The following is a 13,294-nucleotide window of genomic DNA, read 5'->3' on the forward strand; positions in this document are numbered from 1 at the left end:
TGCCGGTGCTATCCGAGCAGCAGCGCGCTGAGCTGTTCGGCCGTCTTCGCCACGGCAAAGGTTCCGACCTCTTCCACCTTCGAGCCGTAACCCCATTTCACGAGGATCGTCGGCACCCCGTGCTCGGCGGCGCCCTCCACGTCGTGTTTGCGGTCGCCCACCATGATGGGGTTCGTGATGTCCGCGCCGAGGTGGCGCAGGCGCAGGAGCGCCTCCTCCACGACATCCGCCTTCCGGCTGCGCACCTCATCCGCCGAGGCGCCGGTGATCACATCGAAGTACTTCGTCAGGTCGAAGTGGTTCAGCATGGTGATGGCCGGCAGCTCGGGCTTCGAGGTCGCCAGGGAGAGCTTGAGCGGGCTCTCGGCGATTCGCTTGAGCACCGCGGGGATTCCCGGGTAGACCTTGCTGTCGAACACGCCGTTCTGCAGGTAGCGGCTGCGGTACACCTCGAGCGCGCGCGCCGACTCCTCGGGGGTCATGAAGGCGAGATCGCGGAACGAGTCGAGGATGGGCGGCCCCACGTAGGCGAGAAGTTCGGCGGGGGTGGGGATGGGGCGACCCAGCTGGGCGAAGGTCCAGGAGAGCGTCTCGGTGATGCCCGGAGCCGAATCGAGGATCGTCCCGTCGAGGTCGAACAGGATGCAGGTCCATTTCGTGGTCACTGTCCCAAGCCTAGGCGGCTCGGTCGGCTGCTTCCGTTGTGCAGGACGCGGCTGGGTGCGGTGTCGTGTTGGCGGACTCTGGTTGTGCAGGACGCGGTTTGGGGTGCGGTGTCCCGCGGGCGGACGCTGGTTGTGCAGGACGCGGTTTGGGGTGCGGTGTCCCGCGGGCGGACTCTGGTTGTGCAGGACGCCCAGATGCCACCACGGTGTCCTGCACAACTGGAGTGTGTGGGGTGGGCGCAGGGAGGCGCGTGTCCTGCACAACCGCCCCCCCGAAACCGAGGTGTCCTGCACAACTGGAGTGTGTGGGGTGGGCGCAGGGGAGGCGCGTGTCCTGCGCAACCCGCGTGTCCTGCGCAACCCGCGTGTCCTGCACAACCGTGTGCCCCCGCGAAACCGCGGTGTGACAGGTCAGTGTCCTGCACAACTGGAGTGTGTGGGGTGTGGGGGCGGGCGACCGGCTCAGAAGAGGCGCGAGTCGCTGTCGTCCAGACCGCGCATCGCGTCGTAGTCGAGTACGAGGCAACGGATGCCTCGGTCCTCGGCGAGGGTGCGCGCCTGAGGCTTGATCTCCTGGGCGGCGAAGACGCCGGCGACCGGGGCGAGGTGGGGGTCGCGGTTCATCAGCTCGAGGTAGCGGGTGAGCTGCTCTACTCCGTCGATGTCGCCGCGCCGCTTGATCTCGATCGCCACCGAGCGGCCGTCCGCGTCCCGCGCGAGGATGTCGACCGGGCCGATCGCAGTCATGTACTCGCGGCGCACCAGCCGGTGGCCGTCCCCGACGAGCTCGATCTGCTCGGCGAGGAGCTTCTGGAGGTGGGCCTCCACGCCATCCTTCTGCAGCCCGGGGTCGATTCCGAGCTCGTGCGCGCTGTCGTGCAGGATCTCATGGATCGAGATCACGAGGAGGTCCGCCGTCTTCGCCTGGCTGATCTTCCAGATCTCGGCGACCCCGGCATCCGCCTGGTCGGCATCGGGCTCGATGGTCGACACCGTGCACGGCGGGCTCATCCAGTTGAGCGGCTTGTAGCTCAGGGAGTCGGAGTGCACGAGCACGCTGCCGTCCGCCTTCAGCAGCAGCAGGCGGGTGGCGAGCGGGAGGTGCGCGCTGAGCCGACCGGCGTAATCGACGGAGCAACGGGCTATGACAAGACGCACCCGACGAGCCTAACCGGCGCTGCGCGCCCCGTGCGACTCGCGCGCGGCCCCGGACGCGAACCCCGCCACTGCCACGAGCACGAGCACGACGAGCAGGGCGTGCAGCAAGCCGAAGTGCTCGCCGAGGAACCCGATGAGCGGGGGGCCGACGAGGAAGGCGAAGTACCCGATGGTCGCCACCGCGCTCACCCGGGCGGCTGCCGTCTTGGGATCGTCGGCCGCGGCGGACATCCCCACGGGGAAGCCCAACGCGGATCCGAGACCCCAGAGCACGACGCCGGCGATCGCGACCCACTCGTTGGGCACGAAGATGAAGATCACGAGGCCGAGGCCCGTCAGGGCGGACGACCAGCGGAGCACCGGCACCCGGCCGAAGCGGTCGAGCAGTTTCACGCCCGCGAGCCGACCGATCGTCATGGCGCTCACGAAGACGCCGAACACGATGGCGCCGGTCGTGTTGTTCACGCCGTGCCCGTCGACCATGGCGAGCGCGAGCCAGTCGTTGGCCGAGCCCTCGGTGAATGCCATCCCCAGCACGATGAGCCCGATGATGAGGGTGCGCGGGTCGCCCCAGATGCTCAGTCGTCCGCGCCAGCTCTTGGAGTGGTCGTCATCCGGTACAGGCTCGGCGTCGTCCTCCACGATGTGCTCGGACTGCATGAACCGCACCGCCGTGATCGCCGCCGTCGCGATGATGAGCGCGACGATTCCGGTGTGCACCGCGATCGGAAGGTGAACGAGCTCCGCGAGGGCGCCGAGTCCGGCCCCCACCATCGTGCCGAAACTGAAGAAGGCGTGGAAGATCGGCATGATGGCCCGCCCGAGAACCCGCTCGTTGGCGGCGCCGATCACGTTCATCGACACGTCGGTGATGCCGAAACACGCCCCGAAGACGGCGAGGCCGATGAAGGTCAGCACGTAGTTGGGGCCGACAGTCGCGCCCAGCCCGGCGACGGCGAAGCCGATCGAGGCGATCGTGAGGCAGGAGGCGATGGTGAGCCGAGCGCCGAATCGGGCGATGATGTGGCTGGAGCCGAGGAGCCCGATGATCGACCCGGCGGCGATGCCGAAGATGAGCACGGCCATCTGGAGCGTCGACGCGTGCAGCGAGTCGCGAACGGCCGGAACGCGGGACACCCAACTGGCAATCGCGAGACCGCAGAGCCCGAAGACGACGAAGATCGCGTTGCGCCAGGCCACCACCTGGCCACGGCTGAGACCCCCGGCGTACGTGATGCGCTGGGCTGGCCGAGTGGGTTGAGGCATGAGGTTCCAGTGTCAGGTCGGTGCGGGCGGAGCCGGGAGAATCGGTGTGAATCGACTCAATCGAATCGATTCGACTAAGCTACCAAGGCATGAGCGGCAAAGCAACCACCGGGCCGGCGAGCGGGCGCCCCAATCTGGCCGCGGTGGCACGACTCGCCGGGGTCTCGGCCTCCACCGCCTCCCTCGCGTTCAGCGGGGCCGGACCGGTGTCCGCCGCGACCCGGGCCAGGGTGCTCGCCGCCGCCGAACGCCTCGACTACGCGGGCCCCGACCCGCGCGCCCAATCGCTGCGGCGAGGCCGATCCGGAATCATCGGGGTGGTCATCGAGGACCGGTTGAGGGACGCGTTCCGGGATCCGATCAACATCGCAATGCTCGACGGCCTCGCCGACGAGACCGGCCCGCTCGGCAATGGCCTGCTCCTGCTCACGGACACGGGCGATGGGTCCGCGACGATCGCGACCGCGCCCGTGGACGGCGTCGTGCTGATCGGATGCAGCACCCGCCTCGCGGAGAAGGTGGCGGTGTTCCGGCAGCGCGGCGTCGCCCTCGTCGCGATCGAGGCCGAACCCATGGCGGGGGTTCTCGCGATCGACCTCGACAATCGGGAGGCGTCGCACCGGCTCGCGCGGCACCTCGAGCAACTCGGGCACGACCGCGTCGGGATGGTCACCCTGCCCCTGGACGACGTGAGGAGTCGCGGCGAGCTCACCGTCGCCCGCGAGCGCGAGAGCACGGGATTCGTCGCCTCTGAACGGATGCGCGGCGTGCGCGAGGTGTTCCCGAACGCGGTGGGCTGGGTCGCCGCCGGCAGCTTCATCGAGGAGGGGGTGCTCGCCGGACTCGCCCTGCTGGCGGATCCAGAGACCCGTCCCACCGCGATCATCGCTCAGAGCGACCTGCTCGCCGTCGGCGTGATCCGGGCGGCGGAGCAGCTCGGAATCGCCATCCCCCGGGAGTTGAGTGTCGTCGGCTTCGATGGCGTGCGCGTCGACGGGATCGCGCCGCTCGACCTCACGACGATGCGCCAACCGGCGGTCGAGAAGGGGCGGGCCGCCGGCCGAGGGCTGATCGAGATGCTCGCCGGTCGGCCGGGCGAGCCGGTCTCGTTCAGGAGCGAGTTCCACCCCGGAAACACCACGGCGCCGCCCCGGGTCTAGACCGACATTCTGATGATTCACAAAGTTGTGAATTAAGCGTAGTGTCCCGGTCATGAAGGCAACAATCGAGGCCTCTGGCCTCGCGAAGAACTTCGGGCGGGTTCGCGCCCTGGACGGGCTCGAACTCTCGGTGGCGGAGGGCGAGGTGCACGGCTTCCTCGGCCCGAACGGGGCGGGCAAGTCCACGACCCTGCGCATCCTGCTCGGCCTGATCAAGGCGACGAGCGGCGGCGTGACCGTGTTCGGACTCGACCCCTGGGCGGATGCCGTGCGCGCGCACCGGGACATCGCCTACGTGCCGGGGGACGTCAACCTCTGGCCCAGCCTCACCGGTGGCGAGGCGATCGACCTGCTCACCTCGCTGCGCGGGGGTGCCGACCCTGCCCTGCGCGCCCGCCTCATCCGGGACTTCGACTTCGATCCCCGCAAGAAGGGGCGCAGCTACTCCAAGGGCAACCGGCAGAAGGTGGCGCTCATCGCGGCCTTCGCCCGACCGGCGAGGCTCTACGTGCTCGACGAGCCGACGAGCGGACTCGACCCCGTGATGGAGGCCGCGTTCCGGGGCGAGATCGACCGGGTGAAGGCGCAGGGCGCCACCGTGCTGCTGTCGAGCCACATCCTGAGTGAGGTGGAGGAGCTCTGCGACCGGGTCACCATCATCCGCGCGGGCAAGACCGTGGAGACGGGCACCCTCACCGAGCTCCGCCACCTCACCCGCACGAGTTTCCGCGTGACCACCCTCACCGATGCGGCGGCGATGACCGCGATCGCGGGCGTGCACGACGTGCGGCGCGAGGCCGACCACCTCGTCTTCGATGCGGACACGGATGCCCTGCGCCCGGTGCTGCAGGAGCTCGCGGCCATCGGCGTGGCCGGCCTCACCGTGTCGCCGCCGTCGCTCGAGGAGCTTTTCCTGCGGCACTACGGCGACGAGCGCGCGAGAGAGGTCGCGAACTGATGGTCCGGCTGCTTCGCGCCCAGGCGCGGCGGGATCGGTGGCAGCTCGCCAGCTGGATCCTCGGGATCGGCGTGCTCGCCATCGGAAGCGCGGCGGCCGTCGTGCAGGAGTTCGGCGACACAACGCAGCGCGCGGCACTGCTCATGCTGGCCTCCGGCAATCCGGCCCTGCTCGCGGTGCGCGGAACCCCGGACGGACTCTCCACCGGCTCCGTCATCTTCTTCGAGATCTTCACCTTCCTGGCCGTGCTCGCGGCGCTCATGAGCACCTTCCTCACGGTTCGGCACAGCCGGGGTGACGAGGAGCAGGGCCGCACGGAACTCGTCGGCGGAACGCCGGTGAGCCGGTCGACCGCCCTCGGAGCCACGCTCGGCCTGGGGGCGCTCGCCAACCTCGCCGTCGCGATCGTCGTGACCGCCGGCTTCGCCGCGACCGGCCTGCCGCTCGGCGGATCCGTTCTCACCGGGCTCGCGACCGGCGGCACCGGTCTCGCGTTCTGCGGTATCGCGGCCGTCGCGGCCCAGGTCTGCCGCACCTCGCGCGCCGCCAATTCGCTGGCCGGGGCGCTCGTGGGCCTCGCCTTCGTGCTGCGGGCCTTCGGCGACGCGACCGGCACCGTCTCGGAGGGCGGGCTGCGGGTGACGAGCGCGTGGCCATCCTGGCTGTCCCCCGTCGGCTGGGGCCAGCAGGTGCACGCCTTCGGCCACGAGTCCGCCGCTCCACTGCTTCTCCAACTCGCCCTCTTCGTGGTCGCCGGCGCGGTGGCGCTCGCCTCGGTGCGCCGCCGCGACCTCGGTGCCGGCCTCGTCGGTGACCGGTCGGGCCGCGCCACGGCCGGCCCCGCGCTCACCGGCACGCTCGGGCTGGCCTGGCGCCTCCAGTTCAGTGCCGTCATCGGCTGGGCGGCGGGGGGCGCCCTCCTGGGTCTCTTCGCCGGAGGCCTCGCGGATGCCGCGGTGAAGGCAGTGCAGGAGGACCAGGCCCTCGCCGCCACGGTGCGCGGCCTCCTCAGCGGCAGCACGTCCAGCCTGCTCGACACCTTCGTCGCGGCGATCATGGCCTTTCTGGGCGTGCTCGCGGCCGGCGCGGCACTCCAGGCGGTGCTGCGCGTGCGCATCGAGGAGGCAGAGGGACGTGCCGAACTCCTGCTCTCCGGTGCGGTCTCGAAGGCCAGGCTCCTCGTCGACTGCCTGGCCGTGGCGGTCGTCTCGATCATCGTGGTGCTGCTCGCCGGCGGCGTGGTCGCCGGGCTCGCGTTCGTCGGTGCCGGGCATCCTGACCGCTTCGGCTCCTCGGTCGTCGCCGCGTTCGTGCAGCTGCCGGCTGCTCTCGTCTTCGTCTCGGTGGCCGCCCTCGTCTTCGCACTCCTGCCGCGGCTGACCATCGGCCTCGGCTGGGGCCTGCTCGCCGTCGGCTTCGTGCTCGGCCAGTTCGGTGGGGTCTTCAAGCTCCCGGAGTGGCTGCGCAACCTGAGCCCGTTCAGCCACACGCCGATCGTGCCCGGCGACTCCGTGGACCTCGCACCACTCGCGGCGATGGTGGTCTTGTCGATCGTGCTCGCCGCGGCAAGCGTGCTGCTCGCGCGGCGCAGGGACCTGGTCGCCTGATGCCGACGGACGAGGTCGAGGAGTTCGCCGAGCAGATGGCGGCGACGCTCGCCGCCGCCGGCTTCCCCCGGATGGCGGCCCGCGTGATGATGGCCCTCATGACGGCGGAGTCCGGGCGTGCCACCGCGGAGGAACTCTCTCGGCAACTGGGGGCGAGCGCCGCGGCAATCTCGGGCGCGACCCGCTACCTGCAGTCGATGGCGATCATCCGCCGTCTCTCCATCCCGGGAACCCGCCGGCATCGCTACGAGTTGCCCGATCACGCCTGGTACGACGCGACGAGCTCGCAGGGGCAGCTCTACACCCACCTGATCGACCTCGCCGAGCGCGGCCTCTCCGCCATGCGGCCCGACTCGAAGACGGCGCAGCGCACCGCGGAGATGGCGGACTACTTCCGCTTCATGCGCGAGCGCCTCCCACTGCTGCTCGAGGAGTGGAAGGCGACCCGCGGCTGACGCCTCGGATCAGGTGACGCGCACTCCGCGGTCGACGTAGATGCTGGTGCCGGAGATGCCGCGGTTGCGCAGCAGGAACTGGGTGGCATCCACGACATCGACCATGGTGGCGAGCTGGTGTCCGGGAGTGCGCGAGCGGTGTCCGTCGAGGACTGCCGCGGGCTTGCCTGCCCAAAACGGGCTGTCGCCGATGATCCCGGGGTGCAGGGCGTTGACCCGGATCGGGGCGAGTTCGAGGGCGAGAGTGGTCGTCATGCCCTCGACGCCGCCGTTGATCGTCGAGACGGTGGTGGACCCCGGGTACGGGATGTCCTTGGCGCGGCCGCCGAAGAGAACGATTCCCGTCTCGCCGCTCGGCTCGAGCCTGTCGATGAGGGTGTGGATCACCTCGGTGTAGCCCACGAGCTTGAGCACCACGAGCTGGGTTGCCCGCGCGATGTCGTAGTCACGCACCGTGTTGGCGTCGCGTTCGATCGCGACGAGCACCAGCCCGTTCACCGTCCCCACCGTGGCGAGGCCCGCGCGGATGCCCTCTGGCCGGGAGAGATCGATCGCGACGCCCGTCGCGCGCTCACCGAGGGAGGATGCGACCTCCTGCGCCCGGGCCAGGTCGCGCCCCGAGAGCACCACCCGGTCGCCACGCGCGACCACGTCCCTGGCGATCTCGAGGCCGATGCCGGAGGTGCCCCCGATGACGACGATCGTCCTGTCGCTCACAGGGCACGCGTCCCGAGAAGCAGATCGACGTTGGAGGGGTCGGCCGCGAGCGTGCCGGCCTCGATACGACGGGCGAGCATCACCGTGCGCTCGTTGGCCGGCGCCGATCCACCCTGTTTCTTCTGCAGTTCGACCACGAGTCCGTTGACTTCATCCACTTCGGCGCGCCTTCCTTTCATCCAGTCTTGTAGCACGGTCGTTCGGGTGTCCGGCAAGGAGAAATGGTTCCTCACCATGCCGAGCAGATCCTCGGCGTATTGGTCGGGCCCAGTGACGTCGTCCTGGGTCATCCCGAAGATGGGGACGAGGGTGATCCCGTTGGCGACGGCCACCCTGGCCGCCTCGCGGCCACACTCGATCATGAAGTCGAGAACCCCCGGCAGGTTCATCGCGTCCTCGAGCGGAAGGTTCAGGATGGCGGACGGCACGAGTTCGCCGGCATTGGCGATCAGCTTCATCCATTTGGCCGAACGGATGTCGTCCGAGACCTCGACGGTGCCCGCATGGCTGAGCACGCGCTGCACCTCCACGGCCCGACCCGCGTTGCTCGGATCGAAAGACCCGACGGCGAACCACGCCTTCGAGGGCGGAGTCTGGCGGTTGACGATCCCGGGCTCGAACATGTTGGAGGCCATCTCGATCACGCCGCCGATGGTGCGCTCCGGTCCGATGATCGAGGCCATGTCGTCGATGCTCATGCCGTTCTGCAGCCCGACGACGAGCCCGTCCGGCTTGACGAGAGGCTTGATGAGTTCACAGGCCCAACGCGTGTCGTATGCCTTCGTGAGGAGAAACACGATGTCGAACTGGTCGCGCAGGGTGGCGACCTCGCACAGGTGGTACACGGTGACGGGCGTGATCACCGTCTCGTCCGGCATCCGCACCTCGATGCCGCGTTCCCGCATCGCCTTGACGTGGGCCGGCCACTGCTCGATGAACGTGACGTCGAGTCCGGCCCGGATGAGATCTGCGCCGATGCCCGCGCCCTGCGCTCCGGTTCCGACGACCGCGATCTTCTGTGTCGGCATGAGGCCTCCTCGCCCATATGTGCAGTTATCCTACACGTTTCGTACAGTGACACAACACAAGCTAGGCCCTGTCCCGCTCGGAAATCAACTCCAGCAGAACGACGAGGTTGTCGAGTCCCGGCGCGAGTTCGCCTCGCTCGATCCGGTGGGCCACCTCTACCACGGAGCTGTTGACGGGGGTGGGTACACCCGTTCTGGACCCGGCGGCGACGATGTGGCCGTTCAGGTCGTCGACCTCGCTGTGCCGCCCCTTCGTCCAGTCCTGCAGAACGGTGGTGGTCGCCCCGGGAAGCACGAACCCCGCGTAGAGCCTGTCGAGTAGTGTCTCGACGACCGTCTCCGGTCGGCTGATCTCGGATGGCTGGAGACCGAAGATGGGCAGGATGGGGTGGCCGAGCGCCAGGCCGGTGGCGAGGGCCTCCTGGCCGGCGCGGATCATCAGTTCGCGCATGCCATCGACCGCGAGGGCATCGAGCATCGGCGCCCCCAGAATCGCCGTCGTGACCAGCACGGTCGAGTTACTCACGAGCTTCATCCATTTGGTGGCGAGGATGTCGTCGACGCGGGCGACGGTGCCGGAGTGGCCGAGGATGTCGGCGACACGCTCCTCGTGATGCGCGGCCTCGTCGGTGAGGGCGCCGACCGCGAACCACGACCTCGCCGGACCCGAGTGGCGGTGCACGAGGCCGGGCTCGTACATGGTGGAGGAGATCTCGATGACCGTTCCCATCGTGCGGTGCGCCCCGACCACCTCCGCGATGGTGTCGGTGGTCATGCCGTTCTGGACCCCGGCCACCACTCCGTCCGCGGCCAGGTACGGCTCGATCAGCTGGGTCGCCCACCGCGTGTCGTAGGCCTTCATCAGAAGCAGCACAACATCGAATGGGCGTTTGAGGGTGGCCACCTCGCACAGGTGCATGGTGCGCGGCTTCACGTGCAGCGTGGTCTCGGGCATCTCGATCGTGAGGCCGCCGGCACGCATCGCCTCGACGTGTGCCGGCCACTGCTCGATGAGGGTGACGTCGAGTCCGTCGCGGATCAGGTCCGCCCCGATGGAGGCCCCATTGGCCCCCGATCCGAGTATGGCGATCTTCGGTTCGGACACTGTCGTACCTCGTCTTCGTGGTCGGGAGCTGTGTGTCCACGCTAGAACTTGAACGGCGAGAAATACAGCTCGGATGAACGATTGGTGTCGCAATCCCGAACATCGACGGCTCCGCTGGCGAAGTCGGCGTCTATTCAGATCCCGGGTCGCGGTCGAAGAAATGCTGGACAGAGCCGCATTGACCGGCAGAACGATTCGCGTCGACTGAAAAGATCTGCGGGGGTGAACAGTTTTCGGACTGGACAAACCTCCCGGTGGACAATGTAAAGTGAGGCTGAAATTCTCAACGAGGAGGATCCATGGTCACCAGCCCCAACACAGTCCGTCCGGACGACTTCACCCCCGGTCGGCCCGTCGTGTTCCGAAACGCGACGGTCATCACGGTCGACGCGCAGGGAATCATCCCCGGCGGCGATGTCCTGATCGCCGACGACACGATCGTCGCCGTCGGCAAGTCCCTCCCGGTGCCCGAAGGCACGGTCGAGATCGATGCCTCCGGCGGAATCCTCATGCCGGGCATGGTCGACACGCACCGCCACATGTGGCAGACCGCCCTGCGCGGCTACGGCGGCGACTGGGCGCTCAGCCAGTACTTCGTCTTCTACTACCTTCAGCACGGACAGGTCTTCCGGCCGGAGGACATCTATGCCGGCAACCTGCTCTCCGCCCTCGAGTCCGTCGACACGGGAGTCACGACCACGCTCGACTGGTCGCACGCGCTGCGCACCCCCGAGTATGCGGATGCCGCCCTGCAGGCCTTCGAGGAGATCCCCGGTCGATTCGTGCTCGGCTACGGTAACTACCTCGGCGCCCCCTGGGAGTGGACTGCTGACCCGATCTTCCGCTCCTGGGTGAAGAAGTTCTCGGGCAGCGACATGCTCGGGCTCCAGATCGCGTTCGACGTGCCGGACTCCGAGGACTTCCCGGAGAAGGCCGCGTTCGACTTCGCCCGGGACAACGGCCTGCGCGCCACGACCCATGCCGGGGTGTGGGGGGCGACCACCGACGTCGGCCTCGACCACATGTACAAGGCCGGAGTCATGACCGACCAGATCACCTATGTGCACGCCGCGACACTCTCCTCCGACAGCTATCACAAGATCGCGGCGACCGGCGGGACCGTCTCCGTCTCCACCGAGAGCGAGCAGAGCGCCGGACAGGGCTACCCGTCGACGTGGGAACTGCGCAAGTACGGCATCCCCGCCTCGCTCTCCATGGACACGAGCGTGTGGTGGAGCGCTGACTACTTCTCGGCGATGCGCGCCACGCTCAGCGCCGACCGCTCACGCGACCACCTCGAGGCCCACGCCAAGGGGGAGACCGTCAACGTCAATCAGCTTCGCGCGGAGGATGTGATCTGGATGGCCACCATGGGGGGCGCCAAGTCGCTCGGCATGGAGGACAAGATCGGCTCGATCACCCCGGGCAAGAAGGCCGACCTGCTGCTGATCAAGAACGACCAGTCGCCGGCCATGACCCCCATCCTCAACCCCACGGTGCACGTCGTCTACCAGGCGGGCACCGCCGACATCCACACCGTGGTCGTCAACGGTCGAGTGCTCAAGTTCGACGGCAAGCGCATCGGACTCGACATCGCTCCGGCCCGCGACGCCGTGGCGAAGTCGGTGGAGTACGTGCGCTCCCAGCTTGGCGAGCAGGCGTGGGAAGAGGGCATGCATCCAGAGCTCACCCCCACCGAGCGCATCCCGAACCCCTACGGATACCAGGACGCCGAGTGACGGCGTCGCAATCGAGCACGGGGAGCGCACGATGATCGCCCATGTGGCAGTCTTCACCTTCGATTCGGAGATGACCGAGGAGCGAGCGGGCGCGCTCGCCGAGGAGTTGCGCGCCATGGCCGCGAGCCTTCCGTCGATCAAGCGCTACGCTGCCGGGCCGAACCTGCGGATGCGGCCGGGCGGCGCGGACTTCGCGGTGATCGCGCTCGTCGAGGACCAGGCGGGCATCGATGCCTACCTCGACTCGCCTGATCACGTCGATCTCGTGGCGAAGAGCATCGCACCGTTTCTGGTGCAACGTCAGGCCGTCCAGCTCGAGGTGCCGGAAGACTGGGCACCGCTCTGGGCCGAGGGTCAGCCATGAAGGCGGCGGTCTACCGCGGCATGCGCGACGTGCAGATCCAGGACTGGCCGGCGCCGGCCCCCGCGCCGGGAGAGGTGCTCATCCGCATCGGTGCCGCCGGCATCTGCGGATCCGACGCCGCCGAGTTCTCCCTGGGGCCGCAGCTCATCACGCAGGACGAATCGGGTCACGTCGACCCCGTCGTCCTGGGGCATGAGTTCGCGGGCACCATCGAGGCCATCGGCGAGGGAGTCACCGGCTTCGAGATCGGCGCCCGGGTCGTCTGCGGTGCCGGAATCTCGTGCGGCGAGTGCCTCATGTGCCGTCGTGGGCGCACCAACCTCTGCAGCAAGTACCACACCGTCGGTCTGCACAGGGATGGCGGCCTCGCGGGCTTCGTGGCGGTACCCGCCTCGATCGTGTACGACGCGACGGCCTCCGGGCTGCCGCTCGACACGCTTGCCCTCGCCCAGCCCATGGCCGTCGCCGTGCACGCCGTGGGCCGCAGCGGGCTGACCGCCGGACGGGATGCCGTGGTGGTCGGAGTGGGGGGCATCGGGGCCTTCATCACCTATGCCGCCGTCGCGACAGGCGCGCGGGTGCTCGTCGTCGACCTCGATCCGGCGCGACTGGAACTGGCCACGACCCTCGGCGCCTTCGCAACGCTCACGGCGGGGGAGGCGACGCTCTCGGATCGACTCGCCGAACTCGGCATGCACGCGGAGGTCTTCTTCGAGGTGAGCGGTTCGGCGCCCGGGCTCGACTCCGTGCTCGCCGCGGCCCAGCCCGGGGCGGTGATCGTGCCGGTGGGTATCCAGAAGCGGCCGCCCACCGAGCCGCTCGGCAAGTGGACCCTCCGGGAGTACACGATCGTGGGCACCGTGGCCCTCACCTTCGCGACCGACCTGCCGGAGGCCGTGCGCCTGCTCGGCCTGCGACCGGACTGGACGGATTTCACGCGCGAGGTCATCCCGCTGGAGTCCCTCGTCGACGACGGTCTAGAGCCGCTGGTCGCCGGGCACTCCCGGCAGATCAAGACGCTCGTCGATCCCTGGATCTCGGCCCCACGGCCGCCGGTACACCACAGCTAGGC

General features: G+C 68.9%; 13 protein-coding genes. 7 read left to right on the forward strand and 6 right to left on the reverse strand.

Going from position 1 to position 13,294, the window contains the following annotated elements; genetic code table 11:
* Positions 1–8: 8 nt before the first annotated feature.
* The 3 genes from FVP33_RS14410 to FVP33_RS14420 all read right to left on the reverse strand — a co-directional run bounded on the left by FVP33_RS14410 (position 9) and on the right by FVP33_RS14420 (position 3,089).
* Positions 9–665 carry an HAD hydrolase-like protein gene (locus FVP33_RS14410; RefSeq protein ID WP_147784378.1) on the reverse strand — a complete coding sequence of 219 codons (657 nt, stop codon included), beginning with the start codon at positions 663–665 and terminating at the stop codon, positions 9–11.
* A gap of 462 nt (positions 666–1,127) precedes the next feature.
* The gene (gene nucS / locus FVP33_RS14415) at positions 1,128–1,823 is read right to left on the reverse strand and encodes an endonuclease NucS (RefSeq protein WP_147784379.1); all 696 of its coding nucleotides are present in this window, start codon (positions 1,821–1,823) and stop codon (positions 1,128–1,130) included.
* A 9-nt stretch (positions 1,824–1,832) separates the two neighbouring features.
* Entirely contained in the window at positions 1,833–3,089 is a 1,257-nt protein-coding gene (locus tag FVP33_RS14420; RefSeq protein WP_147784380.1) for an MFS transporter, read from the reverse strand.
* A gap of 89 nt (positions 3,090–3,178) precedes the next feature.
* Here FVP33_RS14420 and FVP33_RS14425 point away from each other — a divergent pair, with 89 nt between their 5' ends.
* From FVP33_RS14425 to FVP33_RS14440, 4 genes are read left to right on the forward strand one after another with little or no spacing between them, the layout of a single operon-like run.
* Positions 3,179–4,249: a LacI family DNA-binding transcriptional regulator gene (locus tag FVP33_RS14425; protein WP_147784381.1), complete on the forward strand. Its 1,071-nt coding sequence runs from the start codon at positions 3,179–3,181 to the stop codon at positions 4,247–4,249.
* A gap of 52 nt (positions 4,250–4,301) precedes the next feature.
* Positions 4,302–5,207, forward strand: coding sequence for an ABC transporter ATP-binding protein (locus FVP33_RS14430; RefSeq protein ID WP_147784382.1), 906 nt, complete (start codon positions 4,302–4,304; stop codon positions 5,205–5,207).
* A complete protein-coding gene (locus FVP33_RS14435; protein WP_147784383.1) occupies positions 5,207–6,814 on the forward strand; it encodes an ABC transporter permease in 1,608 nt (535 codons plus the stop codon). Before FVP33_RS14430 ends, FVP33_RS14435 begins: the two co-directional genes overlap by 1 nt.
* Positions 6,814–7,269 (forward strand): GbsR/MarR family transcriptional regulator, encoded by a 456-nt coding sequence (locus tag FVP33_RS14440; protein ID WP_147784384.1) that lies wholly within the window; start codon positions 6,814–6,816, stop codon positions 7,267–7,269. Before FVP33_RS14435 ends, FVP33_RS14440 begins: the two co-directional genes overlap by 1 nt.
* A 9-nt stretch (positions 7,270–7,278) precedes the next feature.
* Here FVP33_RS14440 and FVP33_RS14445 read toward each other — a convergent pair whose 3' ends face one another.
* From FVP33_RS14445 to FVP33_RS14455, 3 genes are all read right to left on the reverse strand, one after another.
* Positions 7,279–7,986: an SDR family NAD(P)-dependent oxidoreductase gene (locus FVP33_RS14445; protein ID WP_147784385.1), complete on the reverse strand. Its 708-nt coding sequence runs from the start codon at positions 7,984–7,986 to the stop codon at positions 7,279–7,281.
* A complete protein-coding gene (locus FVP33_RS14450) occupies positions 7,983–9,014 on the reverse strand; it encodes a ketopantoate reductase family protein (RefSeq protein WP_147784386.1) in 1,032 nt (343 codons plus the stop codon). The genes FVP33_RS14445 and FVP33_RS14450 overlap by 4 nt, the downstream gene beginning before the upstream one ends.
* A gap of 61 nt (positions 9,015–9,075) precedes the next feature.
* Positions 9,076–10,119 carry a ketopantoate reductase family protein gene (locus tag FVP33_RS14455; RefSeq protein WP_147784387.1) on the reverse strand — a complete coding sequence of 348 codons (1,044 nt, stop codon included), beginning with the start codon at positions 10,117–10,119 and terminating at the stop codon, positions 9,076–9,078.
* A gap of 299 nt (positions 10,120–10,418) precedes the next feature.
* Between FVP33_RS14455 and FVP33_RS14460 the strand changes: the two genes are divergently transcribed.
* The 3 genes from FVP33_RS14460 to FVP33_RS14470 are packed head-to-tail and all read left to right on the forward strand — an operon-like array spanning position 10,419 to position 13,292.
* On the forward strand, positions 10,419–11,858 hold the full coding sequence (locus FVP33_RS14460; RefSeq protein WP_147784388.1) for an amidohydrolase family protein: 1,440 nt from the start codon (positions 10,419–10,421) through the stop codon (positions 11,856–11,858).
* 31 nt (positions 11,859–11,889) lie between these two features.
* A complete protein-coding gene (locus FVP33_RS14465; protein WP_147784389.1) occupies positions 11,890–12,222 on the forward strand; it encodes a Dabb family protein in 333 nt (110 codons plus the stop codon).
* The gene (locus tag FVP33_RS14470) at positions 12,219–13,292 is read left to right on the forward strand and encodes a zinc-dependent alcohol dehydrogenase (protein ID WP_147784390.1); all 1,074 of its coding nucleotides are present in this window, start codon (positions 12,219–12,221) and stop codon (positions 13,290–13,292) included. Before FVP33_RS14465 ends, FVP33_RS14470 begins: the two co-directional genes overlap by 4 nt.
* Positions 13,293–13,294 lie beyond the last annotated feature (2 nt).

This window comes from Lacisediminihabitans profunda (genome assembly GCF_008040105.1).
Lineage (GTDB): Bacteria > Actinomycetota > Actinomycetes > Actinomycetales > Microbacteriaceae > Lacisediminihabitans > Lacisediminihabitans profunda.

What these genes read in the sequence shown, in the direction of transcription:
- FVP33_RS14420 (WP_147784380.1), bottom strand. Translation starts at nt 3,089, where the DNA reads ATGCCTCAACCCACTCGGCCAGCCCAGCGCATCACGTACGCCGGGGGT.
- FVP33_RS14425 (WP_147784381.1), top strand. Translation starts at nt 3,179, where the DNA reads ATGAGCGGCAAAGCAACCACCGGGCCGGCGAGCGGGCGCCCCAATCTG.
- FVP33_RS14430 (WP_147784382.1), top strand. Translation starts at nt 4,302, where the DNA reads ATGAAGGCAACAATCGAGGCCTCTGGCCTCGCGAAGAACTTCGGGCGG.
- FVP33_RS14435 (WP_147784383.1), top strand. Translation starts at nt 5,207, where the DNA reads ATGGTCCGGCTGCTTCGCGCCCAGGCGCGGCGGGATCGGTGGCAGCTC.
- FVP33_RS14440 (WP_147784384.1), top strand. Translation starts at nt 6,814, where the DNA reads ATGCCGACGGACGAGGTCGAGGAGTTCGCCGAGCAGATGGCGGCGACG.
- FVP33_RS14450 (WP_147784386.1), bottom strand. Translation starts at nt 9,014, where the DNA reads ATGCCGACACAGAAGATCGCGGTCGTCGGAACCGGAGCGCAGGGCGCG.
- FVP33_RS14460 (WP_147784388.1), top strand. Translation starts at nt 10,419, where the DNA reads ATGGTCACCAGCCCCAACACAGTCCGTCCGGACGACTTCACCCCCGGT.
- FVP33_RS14465 (WP_147784389.1), top strand. Translation starts at nt 11,890, where the DNA reads ATGATCGCCCATGTGGCAGTCTTCACCTTCGATTCGGAGATGACCGAG.
- FVP33_RS14470 (WP_147784390.1), top strand. Translation starts at nt 12,219, where the DNA reads ATGAAGGCGGCGGTCTACCGCGGCATGCGCGACGTGCAGATCCAGGAC.